This is a genomic window from Bartonella pachyuromydis (genome assembly GCF_039543065.1).
Taxonomy (GTDB): Bacteria; Pseudomonadota; Alphaproteobacteria; order Rhizobiales; family Rhizobiaceae; genus Bartonella; species Bartonella pachyuromydis.
In genome coordinates this window covers 134,934-156,752 of record NZ_BAABJA010000001.1, presented here as the reverse complement: position 1 = coordinate 156,752, position 21,819 = coordinate 134,934, and the positions used below count along the sequence as shown (strand labels likewise).

Below are 21,819 nucleotides of genomic sequence, written 5' to 3'. Positions count from 1 at the left end.
TAATTGTATTTTATCATGGAGTTTTTTGAGTCATGAATATAATGCGTACAGCAATGCTTTTGGCCTTTATGACCGCTCTTTTTATGGGAGTTGGTTATCTTGTTGGAGGGGGTAGTGGCATGATCGTTGCCCTTTTGATAGCAAGTGGCTTAAACTTTTTTTCTTATTGGAATTCGGATAAAATCGTTTTGCGCATGTATGGGGCGCGTGAAGTTGATCAGCATTCGTCTCCCGTTTATTATAAGATTGTAAGCGATTTAGCCAGAAGAGCTTCTCTTCCTCAGCCAAAAGTTTATATCATTGATAATGCGCAGCCAAATGCTTTTGCTACGGGACGTAATCCTCAAAATGCGGCTGTCGCAGCAAGTACTGGATTGTTGAACAAATTGAGTACAGAAGAGATTGCTGGAGTGATGGCTCATGAGCTTGCCCATATTGAGCATCGTGATACTTTAACGATGACTTTGACGGCAACAATTGCTGGAGCAATCTCGATGCTTGGTAATTTCGCTTTTTTTATGGGGGGGCAGCGTCATTCTTCGGAGGGGTCTCATGGTGCTGGGGCAATTGGGGGGCTTATTGCGATGTTTGTGGCGCCTTTTGCGGCAATGCTGGTACAAATGGCGATTAGTCGTACACGTGAATATGCTGCTGATAGGCGAGGAGCTGAAATATGCGGTAATCCTTTGTGGTTGGCTTCAGCATTGCGTAAAATTGCAGGCGGTGGGCAGACGGTATACAATGAGGAAGCAGAACATAACCCAGCAACAGCACATATGTTTATTATCAATCCTTTGAGTGGTGAAGGGGCCGATAGTCTTTTTTCTACTCATCCAGCAACGGCAAATCGTATTGCTGCTCTTTATCGGCAAGCCGAAGAGATGAAGGGAGAAATAACGAAAAGTAGAGGATGGAGTGAAGAAGCCAATTGGTATGAAAAAGGCAGAGGCTTTAAAGACTCTGATTCTGATGCACGGACCAATGTCTTCGGCAATCAGGAAAAAAGTCTTTCTCGGCGCGTTACAAAACGCCCTTCTTGGCTTCATTATAAAGATTCAAAAAAGCCTTAATTATTTGGTCTCTTAAAGGAATAAAGGTGTTATTTTGAAACACGAAAATGCGGGGTGTGTGTCCGAGAAAAATGTTCCAGGATTAGCTGTCCGGCGGGTGTCTGTTCGTCTTTTAGGGGCGGTGATTGATAAAAAGACCTCTCTTTCGGGTTTGACAGATAATGAACATGGGCATCCACAATATTTAGGGCTTTCACAGCGAGATCGTTCATTGTGTCGCGCTATTTTGGCAGCAGCTTTGCGTCATCGAGGGCAAATTATGGCCGTTTTATCGCGCTTTTTAGCGCGTCCTTTGCCCTCACAAGCACTTGCACTACAGCATCTTTTGCATGTTAGTGTGGTGCAAATCCTCTATCTTGATATTCCTGATCATGCTGCTATTGATTTAGCAGTGCGTGTGGCAAAACTGGATCCTCGTATGCATCGGTTTTCAGGAATGGTCAATGCTCTTTTGCGCAATGTTGCACGTGAAGCTGTGTTTTTACGTCACCAACCTCCTAGCATTGAAGGTGTGCCAGCGTGGTTTTCCCAGCTTTTAGTATCGGCTTATGGAAAAGAAAAAGCTGAAAAGATTTTGGCAATTCAAAGTACTCCGCCTCCTTTCGATTTGACGGTGAAATCTGATAGTATGGGATGGGCTAAACGGCTTGGAGGTGTTGTTTTGCCCAATGGTTCTGTTCGGTTGAGCCATTTGGATGGTTCTATTGCTGATTTAGAAAGTTATAAGGAGGGGGCTTGGTGGGTTCAGGATTTTGCTGCGGCATTGCCTGCTTGTTTATTCAGGGATATTCAGGGTAAACAGGTTGCTGATCTTTGTGCAAGTCCGGGGGGAAAAACAGCCCAATTGGCTTTGCAAGGCGCCGAGGTAACAGCAATTGAACTTTCTACTAACCGCATAAAGCGTTTAAAGGAAAATATGCAGCGCCTTCATTTTTCAGTTTCTACTTGGCAGGGAGATGTGAGAGATTTTCACCCCGAACAGCTTTTTGATGCTGTGCTTCTTGATGCTCCTTGTTCTTCTACGGGAACAATACGTCGTCATCCGGATATTTTATGGACAAAATCAATGGATGATATCGTTAAAGTGGCGGCGTTACAATATGATTTGCTTGTCGCAGCAATTGCTTTGGTAAAAAAAGGGGGGCTTATTGTTTTCTCTAATTGTTCTTTGGCAAAAGAAGAAGGTGAAGATCTCATCAAAAAAATTGTATCAACACGTAGTGACGTTGTTTTAGAGCCTATCCTTGTAGAGGAAATGGGCGTTATGGCACATTTGCTCTCTGTTAAGGGCATGTTGCGGACAACGCCGGCAGATTTTTGTCATAAAAATTTGGGGTGTGATAACAACAGCTTTTTAGGAATGGATGGTTTTTTTGCCGCACGCTTGCGAAAAGTGGCTTAATTAACGGTTCATTTACTAAAATGGCTGAAATTGTACGCGATTCGGTACAAATGGAGATGGGATTGTGGCAATTGCGTTAAAAGGTCCTCAGGTAAAGGCATCGGACGTTGTCTATGAAGCACAGCAGTTTATACGGCGTTTATGGATTGGACCACTGTTTCGTTGGCGTTTTTCTGGATTTCGTCCCCATCAGATTTTAGCGCATCCCGTTGATTTGCATTTAGCTGATCCGGTGATGGCACACGAATTTTATCATGGTCGTTTTGCTTTTGCGGGTCATGTTGTTCATTCTGGTGCTGTGTCCCCTTTTTCGTTAGTTCCCCCAACACCAGAATGGGAGGCGGCTCTTCATGATTTTCATTGGTTGCGCCATATGGCAGCAGCTGAAAGCGATTTGGCAGTAGCACATGCGCGCGCGCTTTTAGAAGATTGGCTTGAGCAATGGGGAAAAAAAGTAAAAGGGTGTGCCTGGAGCGCGCCAGTGGTGGCACGGCGTTTAATTTCGTGGATTTGTCATTCGAAAATGCTCTTACAGGGGGCAAGTGAGCGATTTGAAAAACGCTTTCTGCGTACTCTTGGTTTTCAATTTCGCTATTTGCGTGTCATCATTTCCAGTATGGAAAATAATGATCAACGTTTACAGGCAGCAGTTGCTTTAACATTTTCCTCTTTAGCGTTGCCGGTTTCGGCGGCCATGAAAAAAAAGGTGCAAGTCCTCCTTATTGAGGAGCTTTCACAACAGATCTTGATTGATGGTGGACATATTTCCCGTAGCCCTATCATTTTGCTTCATTTGTTAGCAGATTTATTGTCGCTACGTCATCTTTTTATGCGCAGCAATGAAACAGCACCACGTATTTTGATTGATTCTGTGGAGCGTATGTTGCCGGCTTTACGGTTTTTTATCCATGAAGATCAAACATTAGCGCATTTTAATGGGGTGGGTCCTCTTGTATCGGAACGATTATCGGCACTTTTAGAACTTGATGAGACAGCAGGGCATCCTTTTAGTTATGCGCGTTATTCAGGGTTTCAGCGTTTACAAGCCAATAAAACAACAGTGCTTGCTGATACAGGAAAGTTTCCACCACGTTCTGCTGCTCAGTACGCTGCTTCGGGGTGTTTGTCTTTTGAAATGTCCTCACAGGGGAGTCGCTTTATTATTAATACGGGCGTTAATCCTTATGGGCGCAAGGAATATCGACATTTAGGGCGTGTTACTGCAGCACATTCAACAGCGACCGTTAATGATTGTTGCGTGGGTATTTTTCATGAAAAAAGAACGGGTGCTTCATTTTTGCTTGAGGGACCAACGGATGTTAAAGTGAGTCGTATAGAGGATTCAGAAAAGACCGGTTTTATTGCTAGCCATGATGGTTATGTGCGACCTTTTAATCTTGTTCATGAGCGTGGTCTTATCTTAGCGACAAATGGCGATATGATCGAAGGTTTTGATCGCTTTTTTACGCCTAATAAGCAGCTTTTAAAAAAGCATAAGGTTGTTCAAAATGACCAGAATAATGTTGCTGTCCGATTTCATCTTCACCCAAAAGTGGAAGTCAATTATGATGGTAAGCGTGTGCGTTTAGCCGTGCAAAACGGACAAGTGTGGTACTTTATATCACCTGATGCAGATATTTGCCTTGAAGATTCGATTGATTTTGCTGAAGTAACAGGACCGCAACGTACACAACAGATTGTTTTGTATTTTCGCCCCGCAATTCAAGAAAAAGTTCGTTGGCGTTTTCTTCGCTGTTCATGATAACAATGCTTTCTTTTTAAAATGACTGATAAGCAGAGAGTTATTCTTTCTGTGTTAAATTAAGAGAGAAGCTTTATCCTTTCGGTGTATTTTAATAAAGGTTTGTGTTATGAACCTATAAGCTTATTTTACTTGAATTTTGACCGTTTCACTTTTAGGATTCCTGTTATGGGTGTTGTTGCAAAAAATTTTCCCATACCTGATCTTCATCAGGTTCGTCGTGTTCTTCTTTCTGTATCTGATAAAACCGGCGTGATTGCTTTTGCCCAAGCACTTCGCGCTTATGGTGTTGAATTAATTTCAACAGGAGGAACTGCCAAAGCCTTAATGGCTGCTGGTTTACCAGTAAAAGATGTTGCTGAAGTTACAGGATTTCCAGAAATCATGGATGGCCGTGTCAAAACACTCCATCCTTTGATTCACGGTGCTCTCTTAGGAGTAAGAGAAGATCCTAGCCATAAGAATGCTATGGAGCAGCATGGCATCTATGGAATTGATCTTTTAGTGGTAAATCTTTATCCTTTTGAAGAGACTGTTCAATCAGGCGCTAATAGACAAATAATTCTTGAAAATATTGATATTGGTGGACCAGCAATGATTCGCGCTGCGGCAAAGAATCATGCTTATACTGGTGTTATCACAACGGTGCGCGATTATGATACCGTTCTTGCTGAATTAGAGAAGCATAATGGGTGCTTAAGTTTGGCTCTGCGACGGCAGCTAGCAATGCGCGCCTATGCGCATACGGCTGCTTATGATGCAGCGATAGCAGCTTGGTTTGCAGAGGATTTAAAAATTGAAACACCATCTTGGCAGAGCTTTTCTGGCCATCTTGAAACGGTTATGCGTTATGGAGAAAATCCGCATCAACAAGCAGCATTTTACCGCAATAGTGAAAAACGTTTTGGTGTTGCAACCGCTGAACTTTTACAAGGCAAAGCACTCTCTTATAACAATATGAATGACACAGATGCGGCATTTGAACTGGTGGCAGAATTTGATCCCCAAAGGACTGCTGCTGTTGCACTTATTAAACATGCCAACCCTTGTGGTGTTGCTGAAGGGCAGAGCTTGAAAGAAGCTTATTTGAAAGCTCTAGAGTGTGATAGTGTTTCGGCGTTTGGTGGAATTGTGGCATTAAATCAAACTCTTGATGAAGAATGTGCAGCAGAAATTATTAAAATTTTCACGGAAGTGATTATTGCCCCTGATGCAACGATGGCAGCGCGTGAAATTATTGCAAGCAAAAAAAATCTTCGTTTGCTCATAACAGGTGGTGTTCCTGATCCACGGTGTGGAGGGCTTGTTGCCAAAACGCTTGCGGGTGGGATTTTAGTGCAATCGCGTGATAATATGGTGGTGGATGATCTTAAACTGCAAGTGGTGACAAAGCGTGCGCCAACCCAAGATGAAATGCGTGATCTTCAATTTGCTTTTCGGGTAGCTAAACATGTTAAATCAAATGCTATTGTTTATGCAAAAGATAGTGCAACTGTTGGAATTGGCGCGGGACAAATGAGTCGTATTGATTCGGCTCAAATTGCTGCGCGTAAAGCTGAAGAAAGTGCAAAGAGAGCAGGTTTAACACAATCTCCCACGAAAGGGGCTGTGGTTGCATCGGATGCCTTTTTTCCTTTTGCAGACGGTTTATTGGCAGCTGCTAGCGCAGGGGTTGCGGCAGTTATTCAACCAGGGGGGTCCATGCGTGATGAAGAGGTGATTGCCGCTGCTGATGCGCATGGTTTAGCAATGGTTTTTACAGGTGTACGACATTTCCGCCATTAATGGTTTTTGTAACTTTTTTGAATAAGATCAGCATTTCAAATAGCTTATTGTGTTGGCGTATGTGGTTATGAGCAGCTGCTAGCGCAGGGGTTGCGGCAGTTATTCAACCAAGGGGGTCCATGCGTGATGAAGAGGTGATTGTGGCTTCTGATGCGCATTAGTGAGGATAAGTGTGCGGCATTTTCGTCATTAATGATTGCTGATAGAGTATCTTTTTTAAAAAAGATAGTCTTAGCATGTTTTAGATGCATATCTGTTATGAAGTTATAACACAACTCTTTTTTGTAATTTGCTCTATTCTTATGTCTTGAAAAGGTAGCATTAGGTTGGAGTAAAAGATATGAGTATTCTGCGTTCCTACAGTAATTGGCGCCGTTATCGGCGGACAGTAAAGGCATTGAGTCGTCTTTCAACATATGAACTTAATGATCTTGGTATTTATCGTGGCAATATTGATCTAATTGCACGGAGCTATTCTTATAAGTCTCTATAAATTTATTTATAATGGTATTTGAGCAGAGTTTTCGTTGTAAGGAGAGCGGTGGTTGCTTGTTCTTCTCTTCTTTCTGCCGTCATCAAGAGAGCATGTATAAGGGAAGTGTTTATATGTTTGCTGCATGTTCTTTCGAGAGGTAATTTTTGCTCTTAAAGTTCTCGCCACAACAGAGGGAGGTATGCTCTGTTGTGGAACTTGTGCTTCTTAACGAAAGGCTGTTTAACAGCTATGTCTTATGGAGTATTTTTATGGCTTTTTTGCCGTAGCAGAAAAAGAGAGCCACCTAAAACACCAGCGGCTAAGGTAAACCATGTAATAGCGTAGACAAGATGATTGTTGCTAAATTGCACAACTGTGAGACCAGCAATGGGGAGTGCTCCTTGCATGGCTGTTTTTTCCCCAGCATCAATGAAATAAGGTGCAACAGTAGACAAACCAAGTTTCTCTGCCATAGCGGGAAGTTCGCGCGTATACCACAAATTCTTGTCAGGATTATTTTTTCGTGGAAAAAAACCATTTCTTTCACTCATACGTAATAAACCTATAATTGTGGTTTGTTTTGTCTGTGTGACAGAATTCTGATGAGGAGGGGCATTCGTTTGTGATTGTTCTGAGTTTTGAAAGTCATGGCGGGCATCCATGGGAATAAAACCACGATTGATAAAGGTCAGGCTATTATCCGCTGTTTGTAAAGGAGTCAAAACCCAATAGCCTGTAGTATCTTGAGCAATAGCAATGACAAAAATATTTTTATCTGTCAAAAATTGCCCTGTAATAACGACAGGCTGATACTCATCTTTCTCAAAAGTGATATGGGACCATTGATTTTGTGATGGTGCTTTTATGGGAGGTAAATGGACACGTTGATTGGCACTGGCAATAAGATTCGTTTTCCAGTTTAATCGTTGTATTTGCCATACGCCTAATGCACTAAAGAGAAGAAAAAAACATACACATAACATGCCGAACAAAAATGAAGAAAAACGGATATGTTTTTGTTGAAGCTCTGTCATGGAAGAGTCTGTTTTGTTCATGATGAATGCTTCCTCTTAGAATAATGGCTATTCTTTTAGCATGGTGCGTGTTAAAAAAAAATGCTATATACGTCTTTAATACGGAAAAAGATGGTAGAATGAGTTGAGAAGAGAGGAAAAAAGGCTTTATAAAAGACTTGACCTTTTGGTATCGACACCCTATTAAAGCACAACTTCCCAATAATTCATTGAAGGGGGTGGTGTGCGCTTTTTGCGTCCATTCTATTTTGTGGATATTGGGATTTTAAGAGTTTCTCAGAGTTTAAAGGTGAAGTTTATGTCTCGTTCTTGCGAATTGACAGGAAAAACAGTTCTTTATGGCAATAATGTTAGCCACGCGAACAACAAGACTCGTCGTCGTTTTTTACCAAATCTTTGCAATGTGACATTGATTTCGGAAGTGTTACAGCAAAATTACCGTTTGCGTATTTCGGCAAGTGCTTTGCGTTCTGTGGAGCATCGTGGTGGCTTGGATGGATTTTTGCTTAAAGCTGATGATAAAGAGTTGTCACAACGGGCGCGTTTGTTGAAACGCCAAATCGTTAAGAAAAAAGCTGAACAAGCAGCGTAATGAGCTTTGTTTATGACACAGCTTGGTTATTTTTTCGTTCTATAGGGGTATTTTTTTAGTTTTTGATCGTTGTATTTGATTGGTTTCATACCTCGGGTTAAAAAAATGTTTTTAGCACGCGATTTTTTATTAGCACGGCAAGAGAGAAGGTATATTGCCTTTTCGATTTTTGCTATGTGTGTTGCTGTGACAGCTTCTAATATTTTAGTACAGTATCCTGTTTATTGGTTTGGTCTAAATGAACTGCTGACTTATGGTGCTTTTACATATCCTTTTGCCTTTTTGATTAATGATTTGACCAATCGTTTTTATGGTCCGGCTGCTGCGCGGCGTGTGGTTTATGCTGGTTTTTTCGCTGGTGTTTTTGTTTCTTGGATTTTGGCTACTCCGCGACTTGCAATTGCCTCAAGTTTAGCATTTTTATTTGGGCAACTTCTTGATATTGTTGTTTTTACGCCTTTGCGGCGTAAAGCATGGTGGAAAGCACCTTTAGCAGCAGCATTGGTGGGTTCGGCTTTGGACACAGTGGTGTTTTTTGCTCTTGCTTTTTCTAGCTTTTTTGCCTTTATCGATCAGATGACAGGTTATGCTGATAGTTCAATTGTGGAGAGCACTCTTTGGGGAAGTGTTGGCATTCCCGTTTGGTTTTCACTTGCTTGTGGAGATTTTTTTATAAAAATTATTATGAGTTTGTTTATGTTAATTCCTTATGGAACAATTCTTAGTACTGTGAAAATTCCTTTTTATCACAGCCATATAAAAAGATGAGTCATCTTTTGTTGGTAGCAAATAATGGTCTTTATCTTCTTCTTGTGTTAAAAGTCAAAAGACTGCCTTCTCTGTTCTCTTAAAAGTGGCATTTTAGAACCATTTTTAGGATAAATATTTTTCAGCATAACTTAACAGATTGTTTTAGCTTAGGAAATAGTAGTCTCTAAGAATTTAGAGGTATATGCATCCTAGATAATACAGTTTCTTCAAAGGTGATTATCTATTTGTATAACATATTGATTTATAATAATTTATTTATCCTGAATGTGAGTTATGAATATCGTAAGATTCTCTTATTTCAAATCTATTTATGGTGAAGCAATAAAAACTGTTTTTTGTCTGTCACAATTAGAATTGGTGTGTAACAACTTTTTATAAAGAGAACGAGGCTTGTTTTTAGCGTTTCTTAAGAGAATGAGGTTTTTTCTCACTAAAGAGGGCTTCTAGTTGTTTTGTTATGGCATTGGCAAGCTCATCGGCATTCATAATTGTTACAGCATGTTGATAATAGCGTGTGACATCATGACCAATGCCAATAGCAATGAGCTCTATAGGAGAATGCGTTTGGATTTCTTGAATCACCGCGCGTAAATGCTTTTCCAAATAATTGCTGGAGTTAACCGATAGTGTCGAATCATCAACAGGAGCTCCATCAGAAATAACCATGAGAATGCGACGTTGTTCATACCGTGATAAAAGGCGCTGATGTGCCCAAATCAATGCTTCACCATCGATGTTTTCTTTCAGTAAGCCTTCTTGCATCATGAGACCTAAATTGCGTCGTGCACGACGCCATGGGGTGTCAGCACTTTTATAGATAATGTGGCATAAATCATTAAGGCGACCAGGATGATTGGGTTTGTTTTGGCTCAGCCACTGTTCGCGTGATTGTCCTCCTTTCCAAGTTTTGGTGGTAAAACCTAAAATTTCAACTTTTACATCACAACGTTCAAGAGTTTGTGCCAAAATGTCCGCACAACTTGCTGCAACTGTAATTGGTCGTCCTCGCATTGAACCAGAATTGTCAATGAGCAGTGAAACAACGGTATCGCGAAATTGGGTATTGCTCTCCATTTTGAAAGAAAGTGGTTGCATAGGATCAATGATAAGGCGTGAAAGTCGTGCTGTATCAAGATATCCTTCCTCAAGGTCAAAGGTCCAATTACGATTTTGTTGTGCCATAAGGCGGCGTTGTAGGCGATTTGCTAAGCGCCCAACAATATTTTGCAGATGATTGATTTGCTTATCAAGATAACGGCGCAACTGATCCAATTCGCTTTCAGAACAAAAATCCGTCGCTTCCAATATTTCATCAAAACGACGGGTGAAAACTTTATAATCAGCAAGCCGTTCCATTTGCTCTGAAACCGTGAAAAGACGTGTAGAATGACTCGATTCTTTTTGCCTAGAACTTCTGTCCTGTTCTTCTGCATCTTTATGATTGTCATTGGACTTAGTTGCTTTAGTTCTTCCTTTGTCTTGCACATCATTTTCGTGGTCAGTAGCTGCTTGTTCTTCACTTTTAGTGTATTTTGGTTTTTTGCTTTCTTTTTCTGCTTTATTTTGAGGTTCACAGGCGTTTGTTGATTTTTTATTGTCTACGCTGCTCGATGTTTCTTCGAATTGCCCTGCCATTTTTAATGCCACAAGCATTTGACGAACAATTCGCGCAAATGCATATTGATCGTGAATATGATGGATTAATTCATTGAGTTGTGTCGCAGCTTTTTGTTCGATTTCTTGACGCCATAACTCTAATACAGCTCCTGCTTCTTTGGGGGGAGGGCGTTTTGTGATTTTTTCGCGCAATAAAAGCGCAATTGCTTCTTGAATGGGGGCTTCACTTTGGCTACTAATTCTCTGATAATGGGCTCTTTGATATTTATCGGCAAGCATTCCATCAAGATTTTGCGCAATTCCTTCCATACTTAAAGTACCGATTGCTTCAACACGTGTTTGCTCGAGAGCATCAAAGATGGCTCGTGCTTCTGTTTCTAAGGGAGAAAATTGTCTGTGAATGTGCTTATCATGCCATGCTGTGCGTAGAGCCATGGAATCGCCTAGTCCACGGCTGATTGTTATATCTTTATTTGTTGCATGTTGTGGTAGTTCCGGTAAACGGGCGTATTTCTCACTTAAAGATGGGCGGTCATGACTAAAGGAAACTTCAAGGTTAGGCGTACCTGCAATGGCACGAATACAAGTGGAAAGTGCTGTTTTGAAAGCTTCAGCATCAAGAGTGCTGTGGGAAGAGTCATTTATTAGGTTTTTGTGGTCACCAGTATTGGTAGCCATGATTGACACATTCCTTAAGGCAAAACACCATGAATAAGAGATTCAGGAAGCTCTTCTCCAAAGGCACGTTGATAAAATTCTGCAACCATAGCACGTTCAAGCTCATCACATTTATTGAGAAAAGTAAGACGAAAGGCAAAACCAGCATTTTGAAAAATGGTTGTATTTTCTGCCCATGTAATGACGGTGCGCGGGCTCATAACGGTAGAAAGATCTCCGTTGATAAAGGACTTACGTACCATATCAGCAACATGAACCATTTGTGAAATTGTCTTTTTCCCCTCTGTTGTTTGAAAAGATTTTACCTTGGAACAAACAATATCAACTTCTTTATCATGGGGTAAATAATTGAGTATCGTTACAATAGACCAACGATCCATTTGCGCTTGATTGATTTGTTGTGTGCCATGATAGAGCCCTGTTGTATCACCAAGACCAATGGTATTGGCAGTAGCAAAAAGGCGGAATGCTGGATGAGGCGTGATGACACGGCTTTGATCAAGTAAGCTGAGCCGTCCTGAAGCTTCAAGGACGCGTTGGATGACAAACATAACATCAGGACGCCCCGCATCATATTCATCAAAAACAAGGGCAATATTGTTTTGATAGGCCCACGGCAAAATGCCTTCTTTAAATTCAGTGATTTGTAAGCCATCTTTTAAAACAATGGCATCTTTTCCCACTAAATCAATACGGCTTACATGACTGTCGAGATTAATGCGGATACAAGGCCAATTAAGACGTGCCGCAACTTGTTCAATATGTGTTGATTTCCCTGTACCGTGATAACCAGAAATCATGACACGCCGGTTAAATGCAAAACCTGCTAAAATTGCTAAAGTGGTTTGCTGGTCAAAAAGATAATCGGGATCAACATCAGGAACATGGGAGTTTTTCGTGCTAAAGGCTGGAACTTTCATATCCGTATCAATGTGAAATAGATCATGAGCACAGAGTGTAGTATCGGGCACATTTTCAACTATAAGCTTTGTTTTTGTCATTGTTTTTCTGGAAGGAAAAGAACGCTATTTTCGTTTGTTAAAAAATGATACAGGACTTAAAGCACTTATGCAATGCCCTATGGTAAAAGTCGTGGATAGAAAAGAAACTCTTCGTGTTTTATAATATTTTGCCAAAGCAAAGATCATTGGCATGAGAGTAAATTTGATAAGTGCGATTTTCTTTAGAATAAAGCAGATTTTTTGAGCAAATTATAGATGCACGCAACATATCGCGAAAGCGATTGTTCTCAAAGAATATTTGTCATCATTAGGGATAGGATGGTGTTTTTTGGGTCTGCTTATCATAGTGAGGGCCAAGAAAAGTTCTTTGAATCTACGTTTCCTTAGCATAACCCAGATTTTTTGAGCAAATTATAGGCGTGCAGAACATCGCGAAAGCGTTCTTCTGAAGAACGGTTGCCACCATTAGAATCAGGGTGGTGTTTTTTTACCAGCTCTTTATATTTTGCTTTAATATCTTCAGCTGTAGCGTTTGCTGCTAACCCTAATGTATCAAAAGCTTTGGCTTCTAAAGGCTTTAACCTTCGTGAAGGATTATTGGTTGAATGACGCCCAGTAAACAGCGTGAATGGATCACGCATACGATTTTGATAGGCTGCTGTACCAGAGCGAATTTGCGCATAATTAGCAGCTGTTTTTTTCGATGTTCCATTACTAAAATCAGTAGGCCACGTTGGGCGATGTCCCGTGAGAGCATCTTTTTGGAACTTGGCAATATCTTTATCACTAAGACCAGAAAAATAATTAAAATTTTTATTATAGGCACGCACATGCTCAATGCAAAAATGAAGATACTGCCCTTCGTGATTTCGGCCCGCTGGTGCCTTATGGGATGCCGATTTTTCACATCCTTCCCATTGGCACTGTTGTGTTTCTGATTCAGCTTTTTGTTTTTTATTTGAGCTGATTCGAATTGAGTCGAATAATTTAGATGTTATTGTCATATCTTTGATTTATGCAAAATCGATTGATTTGACAAGAATTGACTCTTGAAAAAATTATTTTCACATTCGTTTGCTAATGAAAAAATGTTTTGTATCATTCATTTGTAAAGGAATAAAAAATGGCTACAGCAGTTCAAACAACGATTACGATGAAACTTCAGGATGCTTTTCATCCACAAAAACTTGAGGTGATTAATGAGAGTCATCTGCATGCAGGGCATCCTCATGATGAGCATGCTTTTGATGGTAAAGGAGAAACGCATTTTCGGGTAAAAATTCTCTCTTCTTCTTTTGCTGGTATGACGCGTGTGGAAATCCATCGAGCGATTTATCAAGTGTTACAAAAAGAGCTTGCAACTTGTGTTCATGCTTTAGCGCTTGAAGTTGCATCTGTTTAATGCTTCCTTTTTGTCCAAGAGTTTTGCGATATAGAGTATCGTTTTTTCAACTATGAAGAGTGCGGAGATATATCGGACGATTTTGTCTTAAGTTTTATGGACAGAATGCATAAATTGTATTCGTGCTTTGGTGTTTGAGATTGTATCGGTTGCATTTTCTCTTTTGGTATAAATATTTCAAGAGCGTGGATGCGCTTTTTGATAAATTTCCAATAAGTGGTCTGTATCAACATGGGTATAGGCTTGTGTGGTAGAAAGACAGGCATGGCCAAGAAGTTCTTGAATCGTACGTAAATCTCCCCCCCTTGATAAAAGATGCGTGGCAAAGGAATGGCGCAATGTATGAGGGGTGGCCGTTTCTGGTAAACCAAGCTGTGCTCGTAAGTTTCGCATAGCGCGTTGAATGATGGCCGCTTGCAGAGGACCACCCCTTGCACCTCGGAACATTGGTTTGTTATCCACTAAAGGGTATGGGCAGCATTTAAGATAATTTTGTACGGCTTCATGAACAACTTTAATGAGAGGAACAAGACGCGTTTTCCCTCCTTTGCCGGTCACAAATAAGCTTGTTTTTTGGGGATCAGAAAATTGTTCAGGAGTAAGGCTTAAAGCTTCGGATATTCGCATTCCACAGCCATAGAGGAGCACAAAAACAGCAGTATTACGAGCAGTAATCCATGGTTCATTTTCTTGTTGATTTTCTTGTTTTACTAAATGCAATGCTGATTTTATCGCTAAAGGTTTGGGTAAGGATTTTGGGTGCTTGGGCGTACGGACAAGCTTCGCAGCAGGAATGTTGATAATTTCCTCACGGGATAAGTAGTTAAAAAAAGAACGTAAACCCGCCATTCCTCGGCTTAAAGAACGCGCACTTATCTTGCCCGCGCGTCGGTAAGCTAAATAAGATCGCAAATCAATGACACGTAAATTGGCAAGATCATTGAAGGTTGGTTTATGTCCTAAATGTTGACAGAGAAAAGACAAAAATTGTCGTGTATCACGTTCATAGGCTCCTACTGTTTTTACAGCCATGCGACGCGTCTCAAGTAGATAGTCTAGCCAATTCTTTCTTGCGGTCAAAACAGCATGATCTGCTGGAATGAGAGGAATATTTTCGTCTTTTCTCGTGTCATCTTTTAGGGGCATTTCTTAATTAAGTGTCTCTTTCTTGATAGGTTCTTTGCTCTCCTCATTTTGTGACTGTTCTTCACTATTGGCAAGCTGTTTTTCCCCTTTGAGAGAGAGTATTTTTAAAAGATTATTTGTTGACATAAGATGTGCAAAGATCAATCCTAAAAAGCCATTCTTATGGAGTTTGGCAAGTTGGCTTGCGGAGAGTTTATTTAGTTTTTCTTCATCAACAATCCAAAAATGCTCTAGTTGCGCTGAAAGACCTTTGTCGTTCTTCACATTGATGGATTTTTGACTGAGAAGATCCATCTCCACGAGAGCATCAATAAATTCAGCAGTTTTTTCCATAGCGATTTTAAAGCTTTCAAGGAAACGAATGCGTTCTTCCATAAAAGGAGAAATAGAACCATCAGAATTAAAAAGTTCCGTGCCGGCAACTTCATTAAACATACCTGATTTTTGATCAAAGCAAACGGAAAGCTCTTTTTCATTGCTCAGTTGAGCAAGAACAAAAGGATAACGGCGGACAAAAGCTGGAACATAAGTATTTGTTTTCCAACTTTTATTAGAATCTATATAGTCATTTTCATCATTAGAAAGGCCAACAAGAGCAGCGGATGTATAATGCCGTTTCTTTTGTTCATCTTCTGCAGACATGAATAAAATGGGATAGTCTAATGCTGCTTGAAAATATTCACTACTTGCTAAAGGGACCCAGTGGGTGTCTTTGGCAAAAGACATATCACTTGGAGGAGCAAATTTAAGGTTTTTATGAGAAATTTTGTTGATTGGGGTGATATCTTTGTAAAATAGCATAACATTTGCCATAAGACTTCTCCTTATATTGATTTGTTTATTAATTTGCTGTTGTTACCAAGAAAGGTCTTTGAGGAAGATTGTCTCATATGGCAACAAGATTGAACAGAAAATTACACGTGAAAGATTCGTTATGTGAGAGATAATGTTTTTACATGGATTATAATAAAAAAAAGCTTAAAAATAAAGTCTGTCTTGCCATTATTGGTCCCGCCCATGGTATAAAAGGAGACGTTTTGGTTAAAATCTTAAGTGCTCAACCACAGCATTTAAAGACTTATGGTACTCTTTATGATGATATGGGGCGCTGTTATGAAATTGTAACGCTGCGCATGCAAAAAAATAATGCAATTGTGCATTTTAAAGGAATTGAAGATCGCAATACTGCCGAAGTTTTAAAAGGGTTTCGCCTTTATGTTCGCCGAGATCAATTGCTGGATGATTTGATGGAGGATGAATTTTATCAAGTCGATTTAATTGGGCTTCGTGTTCAAGATGGTGTTGGTCAAGTGTTGGGCGAGGTGAGTGGTTTTTTTAATTTTGGTGCTGGTGATTTGCTTGAAATGCGTTTGAATACGGGTAAAACTGTGTTTATTCCCTTCAGTAAGGCCGCCGTACTAGAAATTTGCCTTGCGGCTGGTTTTTTGGTTATTGATCCAGTGGCTGCTGGTTTAAGTGATATGTGAGAAAAAATAAATCACCTTGAACTCAAAAATGAATATGAAGACACCAAAGAAAAAATGAAGGCATGTAAAAATATGCTCTCATCATCGGTGTGAATATTTTACCCTAAAATGTTCGCTAGATTTTTGGTTGTTTCTTAGCAGGACACGTCAAAAGCAGGAGGTGTGGGTATTGGGACATAGAGTAAATGGGTATTTTTGCTTTGAATAAACACCACGGCTTTGATGGAAGATAGTTGTTGGTTTTGTACGTCTTAGCATGACAAGCTAGAGATGAAAGAATAAAAAAATGAAGTTTCAAGCGCGCATTTTAACACTTTATCCTGAAATGTTTCCCGGATTTTTGGGTTATTCCTTAGCAGGACAAGCGTTAGCACGAGGTATATGGTCACTGGAGACAGTGCAGATTAGAGATTTTGCTTTGGATAAACACCATAGTGTTGACGATACACCAGCTGGTGGTGGAGCCGGTATGGTAATGCGGGCAGATGTGTTAGCGGCTGCATTGGATAGTTGTCCAAATGATTCGCCAAGGTTGTTAATGAGTCCTCGTGGGCGCCCTTTTGACCAAACTTATGCCCGCTCTTTGGCGTGTGAGGAGGGCGTGACATTGGTTTGTGGACGTTTTGAAGGTGTCGATGAACGGGTTATAGAAGCGCGGAAATTGGAAGAAGTGTCTATTGGAGATTATATTCTTTCAGGGGGTGAAACAGCGGCACTGGTTCTTTTGGATGCTATTATACGTCTTCTCCCTGGTGTGATGGGTAATGAGGCTTCTGCAAAATGTGAAAGTTTTGAGAATGGTTTGCTGGAACATCCTCAGTACACGCGCCCTGCTCTTTTTGAAGGACGCACTATTCCGCCAGTGTTAACATCAGGACATCACAAAGCTATTGCTGATTGGCGCCAACAACAAGCTGAGCTATTAACACGTCAACGCCGTCCTGATCTTTATGCGCGTTATAAGAAAAATAGTCAGAAAACTTGATTCATATTGTAAGGTGGTGTATTGCATGGCTCTCTTTTAAGAGAATTTTTTATATAAGGTTTTTCTGTAGTTCCAAAATTAAAATAAAGGAATGGTGTATTCGCTCCTGTGTCATGCATAGCCTAAAGAATGCCTTTGTCTTTTTATGAGAAAGCTTTTTTCGGCGAGAGTTGAGCGCTCTGACTGTTCGATAAAGAACATGAAGGATAAAAGAAATGAATATTATTGCACAGCTCGAAGCTGAACAATGTGCAAAAATTGAAGCAAAACGCCAACTACCAGCTTTTCAACCTGGGGATACAGTCCGTGTTATGGTGCGCGTGACTGAAGGAACACGTACGCGTGTTCAAGCTTATGAAGGAATTTGTATTGCACGTTCAGGTGGCGGGTTGAATGAAACCTTTACAGTGCGCAAGATTTCTTATGGTGAAGGCGTTGAGCGGGTCTTTCCAGTTTATTCTCCCCTCATTGAGGGTGTTGAACTGGTGCGCCGAGGTAAAGTGCGTCGTGCAAAACTTTATTATCTTCGTGGTTTAAGAGGTAAAGCTGCACGTATTGCTGAAAAGAGAGATTACCGCAAAAAAGGTGAAAAGATTGCTGATATGGCAAAAGCAGCTGCTGTGAGCGAAGAGGCAGAAACGTAAACCGCTGAACAATGACTGCTTTTAGCTAGAATTTATGCAAAAGTGGTTTTGTATTGCGCGTTTATATGTTGCGTGAGTTGTGTGTTTGGTTAAAGAAGTGGCTTTGAGGGTGCATAAAAGTATTAAGCCTCTCAAAGCTCCTGTGTTTTATTTCTCTTCAATGAGGATTGAAGTTCAAGTCTTCTTAGAGAGATTGTTGATATTTAAAATGGGCATTAGTATACTTAAAAGAATGCCTGTTTTATTTTGAGAAATGATGTTAGCCCTTTGACGTGAGGATAAAATTGTATTAAATTAAAGCCCGTTTTACGGCTACATGTTTGTAAAACAATCGGTTTTTTTATGCGTGACCTTTAATCCGTTATTTGAGACAACCGACCTGTAATGTTGGCATCTTGAAATGCCCAAAAAATGAAATGATAATGTATTCGGTCATTTTGTGCGAATCTTATCGCGTGTGATGCAATAGCAGTAAAAACCAGGTCAGGATATTTTATGGCAGAGACAATTAGGATAAAAGAGCGCCCTCGTTCTCCTCATATAAGCATTTATCGTTGGACCATCACGATGGCTATGTCAATTGCACATCGTATTACCGGTATGGCTCTTTATTTTGGAATAGTCTTTCTTGCTCTTTGGTTGATGGCCGTTGCTTGTGGAGCTGAGGCATTTAAAATAGTTCATGGGATCTATAGTTCTTTACCTGGGCTTTGCATCCTGTTTCTTTATACCCTTGCTGGGATTCATCACATGGTTGGTGGTATTCGTCATATTGTTTGGGATCTGAAACCTTGCCTTTTAGATAAGAAAAAGGCAACGGTAACTGCTTGGGCAACAGTGTTTATTTCTCTTATTGTTACTCTTGTGATTTGGATTGTTGGGTTTTGCATTGTGTAGCAGGGGGTGGAGAGAGCTATGAAAAAAGATTTTCGAACGGAACTTGCTAAAGCACGCGGACGTGGAAGTGCACATGATGGAACGGAGCATTTTTGGTTACAGCGTTTGACGGGTTTTATAAATCTACCGCTTTTGATCTTTTTTATTGTTCTTATTCTCTCACTGGTTGGAGAGGACTATAACATTGTGCGAGCACGGCTTGCGCATCCTGTCGTGGTTATTTTAATGGGTTTGCTTACTGTTTCATTTCTTTATCATATGAAGCTTGGAATGCAGGAGGTTATTGAAGATTATATTCCACGTGAAGGTTTTCGGCTATTCTTTTTAGCATTAAATATTTTGTTTTGTTTTGTTTTGGGTGGGGTCATCATTTTTGCTCTTTTGAAAATTGCATTAGGGGGTTAAATAATATGGCGAATACAGGATCATCTCTGGGTGCTAGAGCAGGTAATGCCCCTTATTGCACTGTAGATCATCAATTCGATGTCGTAGTTGTTGGTGCAGGTGGGGCTGGTTTGCGGGCAACTCTTGGGATGGCAGAACAGGGATTAAAAACGGCTTGTATCACAAAAGTTTTTCCCACACGGTCGCATACGGTTGCTGCGCAAGGTGGTATTGCGGCCTCGCTTTCCAATATGGGGCCCGATAATTGGCAGTGGCATTTATACGATACCGTGAAAGGGTCTGATTGGTTGGGTGATACTGATGCAATGGAATATTTGGTGCGTAATGCCCCCGCTGCTGTCTATGAATTAGAACATTATGGGGTTCCTTTTTCACGGACGCAAGAAGGTAAAATTTATCAACGTCCTTTTGGCGGTCATACAACACAGTTTGGTGAAGGTCCACCTGTGCAGAGGACTTGTGCCGCGGCTGATCGCACGGGGCATGCCATTTTGCATACGCTTTATGGACAAAGCTTAAAACATAATGCACAGTTCTTTATTGAATATTTTGCACTTGATCTCATCATGACCGATGGTGTGTGTACAGGGGTTGTGGCGTGGAACCTTGATGATGGTACAATACACCGTTTTTCTGCTAAAATGGTTGTTCTTGCAACCGGTGGCTATGGACGTGCTTATTTTTCGGCAACATCGGCGCATACCTGTACGGGTGATGGTGGAGGGATGATCGCTCGTGCGGGATTACCACTTCAAGATATGGAATTTGTACAATTCCATCCTACAGGGATTTATGGTTCTGGGTGCTTAATTACAGAAGGAGCGCGCGGTGAGGGAGGCTATTTGATCAATTCTGAAGGTGAACGTTTTATGGAACGTTATGCACCTTCCTTTAAAGATTTGGCTTCACGGGATTTGGTTTCACGCTGTATAACCCTTGAAATTCGTGAAGGGCGCGGCGTTGGTCCAAGAAAGGATCATATTCATTTGGTTCTCAATCATATTGATCCTGCTATCTTGCATGAACGTTTACCAGGAATTTCTGAATCAGCACGGATTTTTGCAGGGGTTGATGTGACAAAAGAACCAATCCCTATCTTACCAACAGTGCATTATAATATGGGTGGTATTCCTACCAATTACTATGGAGAAGTTCTCAATCCAACAGCCGATGCACCTGATCGTGTTCAACCAGGTTTGATGGCGGTGGGAGAGGCTGGATGTGCATCTGTTCATGGCGCTAATCGTTTGGGATCAAATTCATTGATTGACCTTGTCGTGTTTGGTCGTGCCGCTGCAATTCGTGCTGGTGAAGTGATTGATCGAGATGCGGAAATTCCACCTCTTAATGAGGATGCTGCTGATGAAATTATCGCACGTTTTGATCGATTACGCTTTGCTCAAGGAACAACGCCAACAGCTGTATTGCGTGAAAAAATGCAGCGTATTATGCAAGAAGATGCTGCTGTCTTCCGTACAGAAGATTCTTTGCAACAAGGATGTCGACGAATCAGTCAAATTTGGGGTGAATTGGCAGATCTCAAAGTCACTGATCGCTCATTGATATGGAATTCTGATTTGGTTGAAACATTAGAGCTTGAGAATCTGATGGCCAATGCAATTACCACTGTTTATTCTGCAGAAGCGCGTTTAGAAAGTCGGGGCGCTCATGCACGTGAAGATTATCCAGAGCGGGATGATAAAAATTGGCGTAAACATACGCTTTCTCATCTATCCAAAGATGGGAGGGTGACTTTATCCTATCGACCTGTCCATGTTGATCCATTAACATCTGAAGCAGATGGTGGTATCGACTTAAAGCGCATTGCACCTAAAAAACGTGTTTACTGAGGGGAGAATGAATTATGGTACAAATTAAGCTTCCCAAAAATTCTCAAGTCAAACCAGGGAAGGTGTGGCCTAAACCTGAAGGTGCTACGCAACTAACAGAATTTCATGTTTATCGTTGGTCGCCTGATGATGAAGAAAATCCACATCTGGATACCTATTATGTGGATCGCTCTGCTTGTGGTCCTATGATTCTGGATGGACTTCTGTTTATTAAGAATCATATTGATCCAACTTTAACACTTCGCCGATCATGCCGTGAAGGTATTTGTGGTTCGTGCGCTATGAATATTGATGGGACTAATACGCTGGCTTGTACCAAAGGTATGGATGATGTAAAACACCCCATTAAAGTGTATCCTTTGCCTTCCATGCCGGTGGTTAAAGATTTGGTTCCTGATTTGAAGCGCTTTTACGCACAACATCGTGTGATTGAGCCTTGGTTGCAGACCGTTTCGCCTGAACCTGCTAAAGAATGGTTACAAAGTCACTCTGACCGGCAGAAAATTGATGGTCTTTATGAATGTATTTTATGTGCTTGTTGTCAAACATCATGTCCGAGTTATTGGTGGAACGGTGATCGTTATTTGGGGCCTGCTATTTTGCTCCAAGCGTATCGCTGGATTGCTGATTCGCGAGATGAGATGTGTGGTGAGCGTCTTGATAATTTAGAAGATCCCTTCCGCCTTTATCGGTGTCATACGATTATGAATTGTGCGCAAACTTGTCCAAAGGGGCTTAATCCCGCAAAGGCAATTGCTGAGATTAAAAAGCTCATGGTTGAACGTCGTCTGTAAAGGTTCATTAGTTCATGAGAGTAAAGCAGGGAGGTTTTTCCCTCTTTTTGTGCTTTTTGCT

General features: G+C 40.9%; 20 protein-coding genes and 1 pseudogene. 15 read left to right on the top strand and 6 right to left on the bottom strand.

All coding sequences use genetic code 11. The features are described from left to right. Positions 1 to 32 precede the first annotated feature (32 nt). The 5 genes from htpX to ABD917_RS00710 all read left to right on the top strand — a co-directional run bounded on the left by htpX (position 33) and on the right by ABD917_RS00710 (position 6,512). Complete coding sequence (htpX, locus tag ABD917_RS00730) at positions 33 to 1,070, top strand: zinc metalloprotease HtpX (protein ID WP_345118175.1); 1,038 nt, start codon at positions 33 to 35, stop codon at positions 1,068 to 1,070. 34 nt (positions 1,071 to 1,104) lie between these two features. Next, the gene (locus ABD917_RS00725; protein WP_345118173.1) at positions 1,105 to 2,472 is read left to right on the top strand and encodes an RsmB/NOP family class I SAM-dependent RNA methyltransferase; all 1,368 of its coding nucleotides are present in this window, start codon (positions 1,105 to 1,107) and stop codon (positions 2,470 to 2,472) included. 64 nt (positions 2,473 to 2,536) lie between these two features. Further along, the gene (locus ABD917_RS00720) at positions 2,537 to 4,234 is read left to right on the top strand and encodes a heparinase II/III family protein (protein WP_345118172.1); all 1,698 of its coding nucleotides are present in this window, start codon (positions 2,537 to 2,539) and stop codon (positions 4,232 to 4,234) included. Positions 4,235 to 4,402: 168 nt separating this feature from the next. Next, entirely contained in the window at positions 4,403 to 6,019 is a 1,617-nt protein-coding gene (gene purH, locus ABD917_RS00715) for a bifunctional phosphoribosylaminoimidazolecarboxamide formyltransferase/IMP cyclohydrolase (protein WP_345118171.1), read from the top strand. A gap of 340 nt (positions 6,020 to 6,359) precedes the next feature. After that, positions 6,360 to 6,512 (top strand): DUF1127 domain-containing protein, encoded by a 153-nt coding sequence (locus ABD917_RS00710; RefSeq protein ID WP_345118169.1) that lies wholly within the window; start codon positions 6,360 to 6,362, stop codon positions 6,510 to 6,512. 236 nt (positions 6,513 to 6,748) lie between these two features. Here ABD917_RS00710 and ABD917_RS00705 read toward each other — a convergent pair whose 3' ends face one another. Next, positions 6,749 to 7,549, bottom strand: a complete 801-nt coding sequence (locus ABD917_RS00705) for an SURF1 family protein (protein ID WP_345118167.1) — start codon at positions 7,547 to 7,549, stop codon at positions 6,749 to 6,751. A gap of 277 nt (positions 7,550 to 7,826) precedes the next feature. Here ABD917_RS00705 and rpmB point away from each other — a divergent pair, with 277 nt between their 5' ends. Together rpmB and ABD917_RS00695 are read left to right on the top strand one after the other, a co-directional pair. Next, a complete protein-coding gene (rpmB, locus tag ABD917_RS00700) occupies positions 7,827 to 8,120 on the top strand; it encodes a 50S ribosomal protein L28 (protein WP_345118166.1) in 294 nt (97 codons plus the stop codon). A gap of 105 nt (positions 8,121 to 8,225) precedes the next feature. Continuing rightward, positions 8,226 to 8,913: pseudogene (locus ABD917_RS00695) on the top strand (VUT family protein). A 374-nt stretch (positions 8,914 to 9,287) separates the two neighbouring features. Here ABD917_RS00695 and cobT read toward each other — a convergent pair. The 3 genes from cobT to ABD917_RS00680 form a co-directional block, all read right to left on the bottom strand. Beyond that, entirely contained in the window at positions 9,288 to 11,186 is a 1,899-nt protein-coding gene (cobT, locus tag ABD917_RS00690) for a cobaltochelatase subunit CobT (RefSeq protein WP_345118165.1), read from the bottom strand. Between the two features lie 14 nt (positions 11,187 to 11,200). After that, entirely contained in the window at positions 11,201 to 12,187 is a 987-nt protein-coding gene (gene cobS, locus ABD917_RS00685) for a cobaltochelatase subunit CobS (protein WP_345118164.1), read from the bottom strand. Between the two features lie 344 nt (positions 12,188 to 12,531). Further along, on the bottom strand, positions 12,532 to 13,152 hold the full coding sequence (locus ABD917_RS00680) for a J domain-containing protein (protein WP_345118163.1): 621 nt from the start codon (positions 13,150 to 13,152) through the stop codon (positions 12,532 to 12,534). Positions 13,153 to 13,271: 119 nt separating this feature from the next. Here ABD917_RS00680 and ABD917_RS00675 point away from each other — a divergent pair, with 119 nt between their 5' ends. Beyond that, positions 13,272 to 13,550, top strand: coding sequence for a BolA family protein (locus ABD917_RS00675; protein WP_345118162.1), 279 nt, complete (start codon positions 13,272 to 13,274; stop codon positions 13,548 to 13,550). Positions 13,551 to 13,727: 177 nt separating this feature from the next. Here ABD917_RS00675 and ABD917_RS00670 read toward each other — a convergent pair whose 3' ends face one another. Both ABD917_RS00670 and ABD917_RS00665 read right to left on the bottom strand, forming a co-directional pair. Continuing rightward, on the bottom strand, positions 13,728 to 14,696 hold the full coding sequence (locus ABD917_RS00670) for a tyrosine recombinase XerC (protein WP_345118161.1): 969 nt from the start codon (positions 14,694 to 14,696) through the stop codon (positions 13,728 to 13,730). Positions 14,697 to 14,699: 3 nt separating this feature from the next. After that, on the bottom strand, positions 14,700 to 15,509 hold the full coding sequence (locus ABD917_RS00665; RefSeq protein WP_345118160.1) for a SapC family protein: 810 nt from the start codon (positions 15,507 to 15,509) through the stop codon (positions 14,700 to 14,702). 143 nt (positions 15,510 to 15,652) lie between these two features. Between ABD917_RS00665 and rimM the strand changes: the two genes are divergently transcribed. The 7 genes from rimM (at position 15,653) to ABD917_RS00630 (ending at position 21,758) form a co-directional block, all read left to right on the top strand. Then, the gene (rimM, locus tag ABD917_RS00660) at positions 15,653 to 16,183 is read left to right on the top strand and encodes a ribosome maturation factor RimM (RefSeq protein ID WP_345118159.1); all 531 of its coding nucleotides are present in this window, start codon (positions 15,653 to 15,655) and stop codon (positions 16,181 to 16,183) included. Between the two features lie 286 nt (positions 16,184 to 16,469). Then, positions 16,470 to 17,168 (top strand): tRNA (guanosine(37)-N1)-methyltransferase TrmD, encoded by a 699-nt coding sequence (trmD, locus tag ABD917_RS00655; RefSeq protein ID WP_345118158.1) that lies wholly within the window; start codon positions 16,470 to 16,472, stop codon positions 17,166 to 17,168. Positions 17,169 to 17,383: 215 nt separating this feature from the next. Then, a complete protein-coding gene (rplS, locus tag ABD917_RS00650; RefSeq protein WP_345118157.1) occupies positions 17,384 to 17,812 on the top strand; it encodes a 50S ribosomal protein L19 in 429 nt (142 codons plus the stop codon). 495 nt (positions 17,813 to 18,307) lie between these two features. Beyond that, the gene (sdhC, locus tag ABD917_RS00645; RefSeq protein WP_345118156.1) at positions 18,308 to 18,709 is read left to right on the top strand and encodes a succinate dehydrogenase, cytochrome b556 subunit; all 402 of its coding nucleotides are present in this window, start codon (positions 18,308 to 18,310) and stop codon (positions 18,707 to 18,709) included. An 18-nt stretch (positions 18,710 to 18,727) separates the two neighbouring features. Next, a complete protein-coding gene (sdhD, locus tag ABD917_RS00640; RefSeq protein ID WP_345118155.1) occupies positions 18,728 to 19,114 on the top strand; it encodes a succinate dehydrogenase, hydrophobic membrane anchor protein in 387 nt (128 codons plus the stop codon). A 5-nt stretch (positions 19,115 to 19,119) separates the two neighbouring features. Next, the gene (gene sdhA / locus ABD917_RS00635; RefSeq protein ID WP_345118154.1) at positions 19,120 to 20,964 is read left to right on the top strand and encodes a succinate dehydrogenase flavoprotein subunit; all 1,845 of its coding nucleotides are present in this window, start codon (positions 19,120 to 19,122) and stop codon (positions 20,962 to 20,964) included. Between the two features lie 14 nt (positions 20,965 to 20,978). Continuing rightward, positions 20,979 to 21,758 carry a succinate dehydrogenase iron-sulfur subunit gene (locus tag ABD917_RS00630; RefSeq protein ID WP_345118153.1) on the top strand — a complete coding sequence of 260 codons (780 nt, stop codon included), beginning with the start codon at positions 20,979 to 20,981 and terminating at the stop codon, positions 21,756 to 21,758. The last annotated feature ends 61 nt before the right edge of the window (positions 21,759 to 21,819 follow it).

Bases quoted from the DNA above. Each gene is read 5' to 3' on its own strand.
- htpX (WP_345118175.1), top strand. From the start codon at position 33: ATGAATATAATGCGTACAGCAATGCTTTTGGCCTTTATGACCGCTCTT.
- ABD917_RS00705 (WP_345118167.1), bottom strand. From the start codon at position 7,549: ATGAACAAAACAGACTCTTCCATGACAGAGCTTCAACAAAAACATATC.
- trmD (WP_345118158.1), top strand. From the start codon at position 16,470: ATGAAGTTTCAAGCGCGCATTTTAACACTTTATCCTGAAATGTTTCCC.
- ABD917_RS00665 (WP_345118160.1), bottom strand. From the start codon at position 15,509: ATGGCAAATGTTATGCTATTTTACAAAGATATCACCCCAATCAACAAA.
- ABD917_RS00630 (WP_345118153.1), top strand. From the start codon at position 20,979: ATGGTACAAATTAAGCTTCCCAAAAATTCTCAAGTCAAACCAGGGAAG.
- cobS (WP_345118164.1), bottom strand. From the start codon at position 12,187: ATGACAAAAACAAAGCTTATAGTTGAAAATGTGCCCGATACTACACTC.
- ABD917_RS00710 (WP_345118169.1), top strand. From the start codon at position 6,360: ATGAGTATTCTGCGTTCCTACAGTAATTGGCGCCGTTATCGGCGGACA.
- sdhC (WP_345118156.1), top strand. From the start codon at position 18,308: ATGGCAGAGACAATTAGGATAAAAGAGCGCCCTCGTTCTCCTCATATA.
- sdhD (WP_345118155.1), top strand. From the start codon at position 18,728: ATGAAAAAAGATTTTCGAACGGAACTTGCTAAAGCACGCGGACGTGGA.
- rimM (WP_345118159.1), top strand. From the start codon at position 15,653: ATGGATTATAATAAAAAAAAGCTTAAAAATAAAGTCTGTCTTGCCATT.
- cobT (WP_345118165.1), bottom strand. From the start codon at position 11,186: ATGGCTACCAATACTGGTGACCACAAAAACCTAATAAATGACTCTTCC.
- rplS (WP_345118157.1), top strand. From the start codon at position 17,384: ATGAATATTATTGCACAGCTCGAAGCTGAACAATGTGCAAAAATTGAA.
- ABD917_RS00680 (WP_345118163.1), bottom strand. From the start codon at position 13,152: ATGACAATAACATCTAAATTATTCGACTCAATTCGAATCAGCTCAAAT.
- ABD917_RS00670 (WP_345118161.1), bottom strand. From the start codon at position 14,696: ATGCCCCTAAAAGATGACACGAGAAAAGACGAAAATATTCCTCTCATT.
- purH (WP_345118171.1), top strand. From the start codon at position 4,403: ATGGGTGTTGTTGCAAAAAATTTTCCCATACCTGATCTTCATCAGGTT.
- sdhA (WP_345118154.1), top strand. From the start codon at position 19,120: ATGGCGAATACAGGATCATCTCTGGGTGCTAGAGCAGGTAATGCCCCT.
- rpmB (WP_345118166.1), top strand. From the start codon at position 7,827: ATGTCTCGTTCTTGCGAATTGACAGGAAAAACAGTTCTTTATGGCAAT.
- ABD917_RS00675 (WP_345118162.1), top strand. From the start codon at position 13,272: ATGGCTACAGCAGTTCAAACAACGATTACGATGAAACTTCAGGATGCT.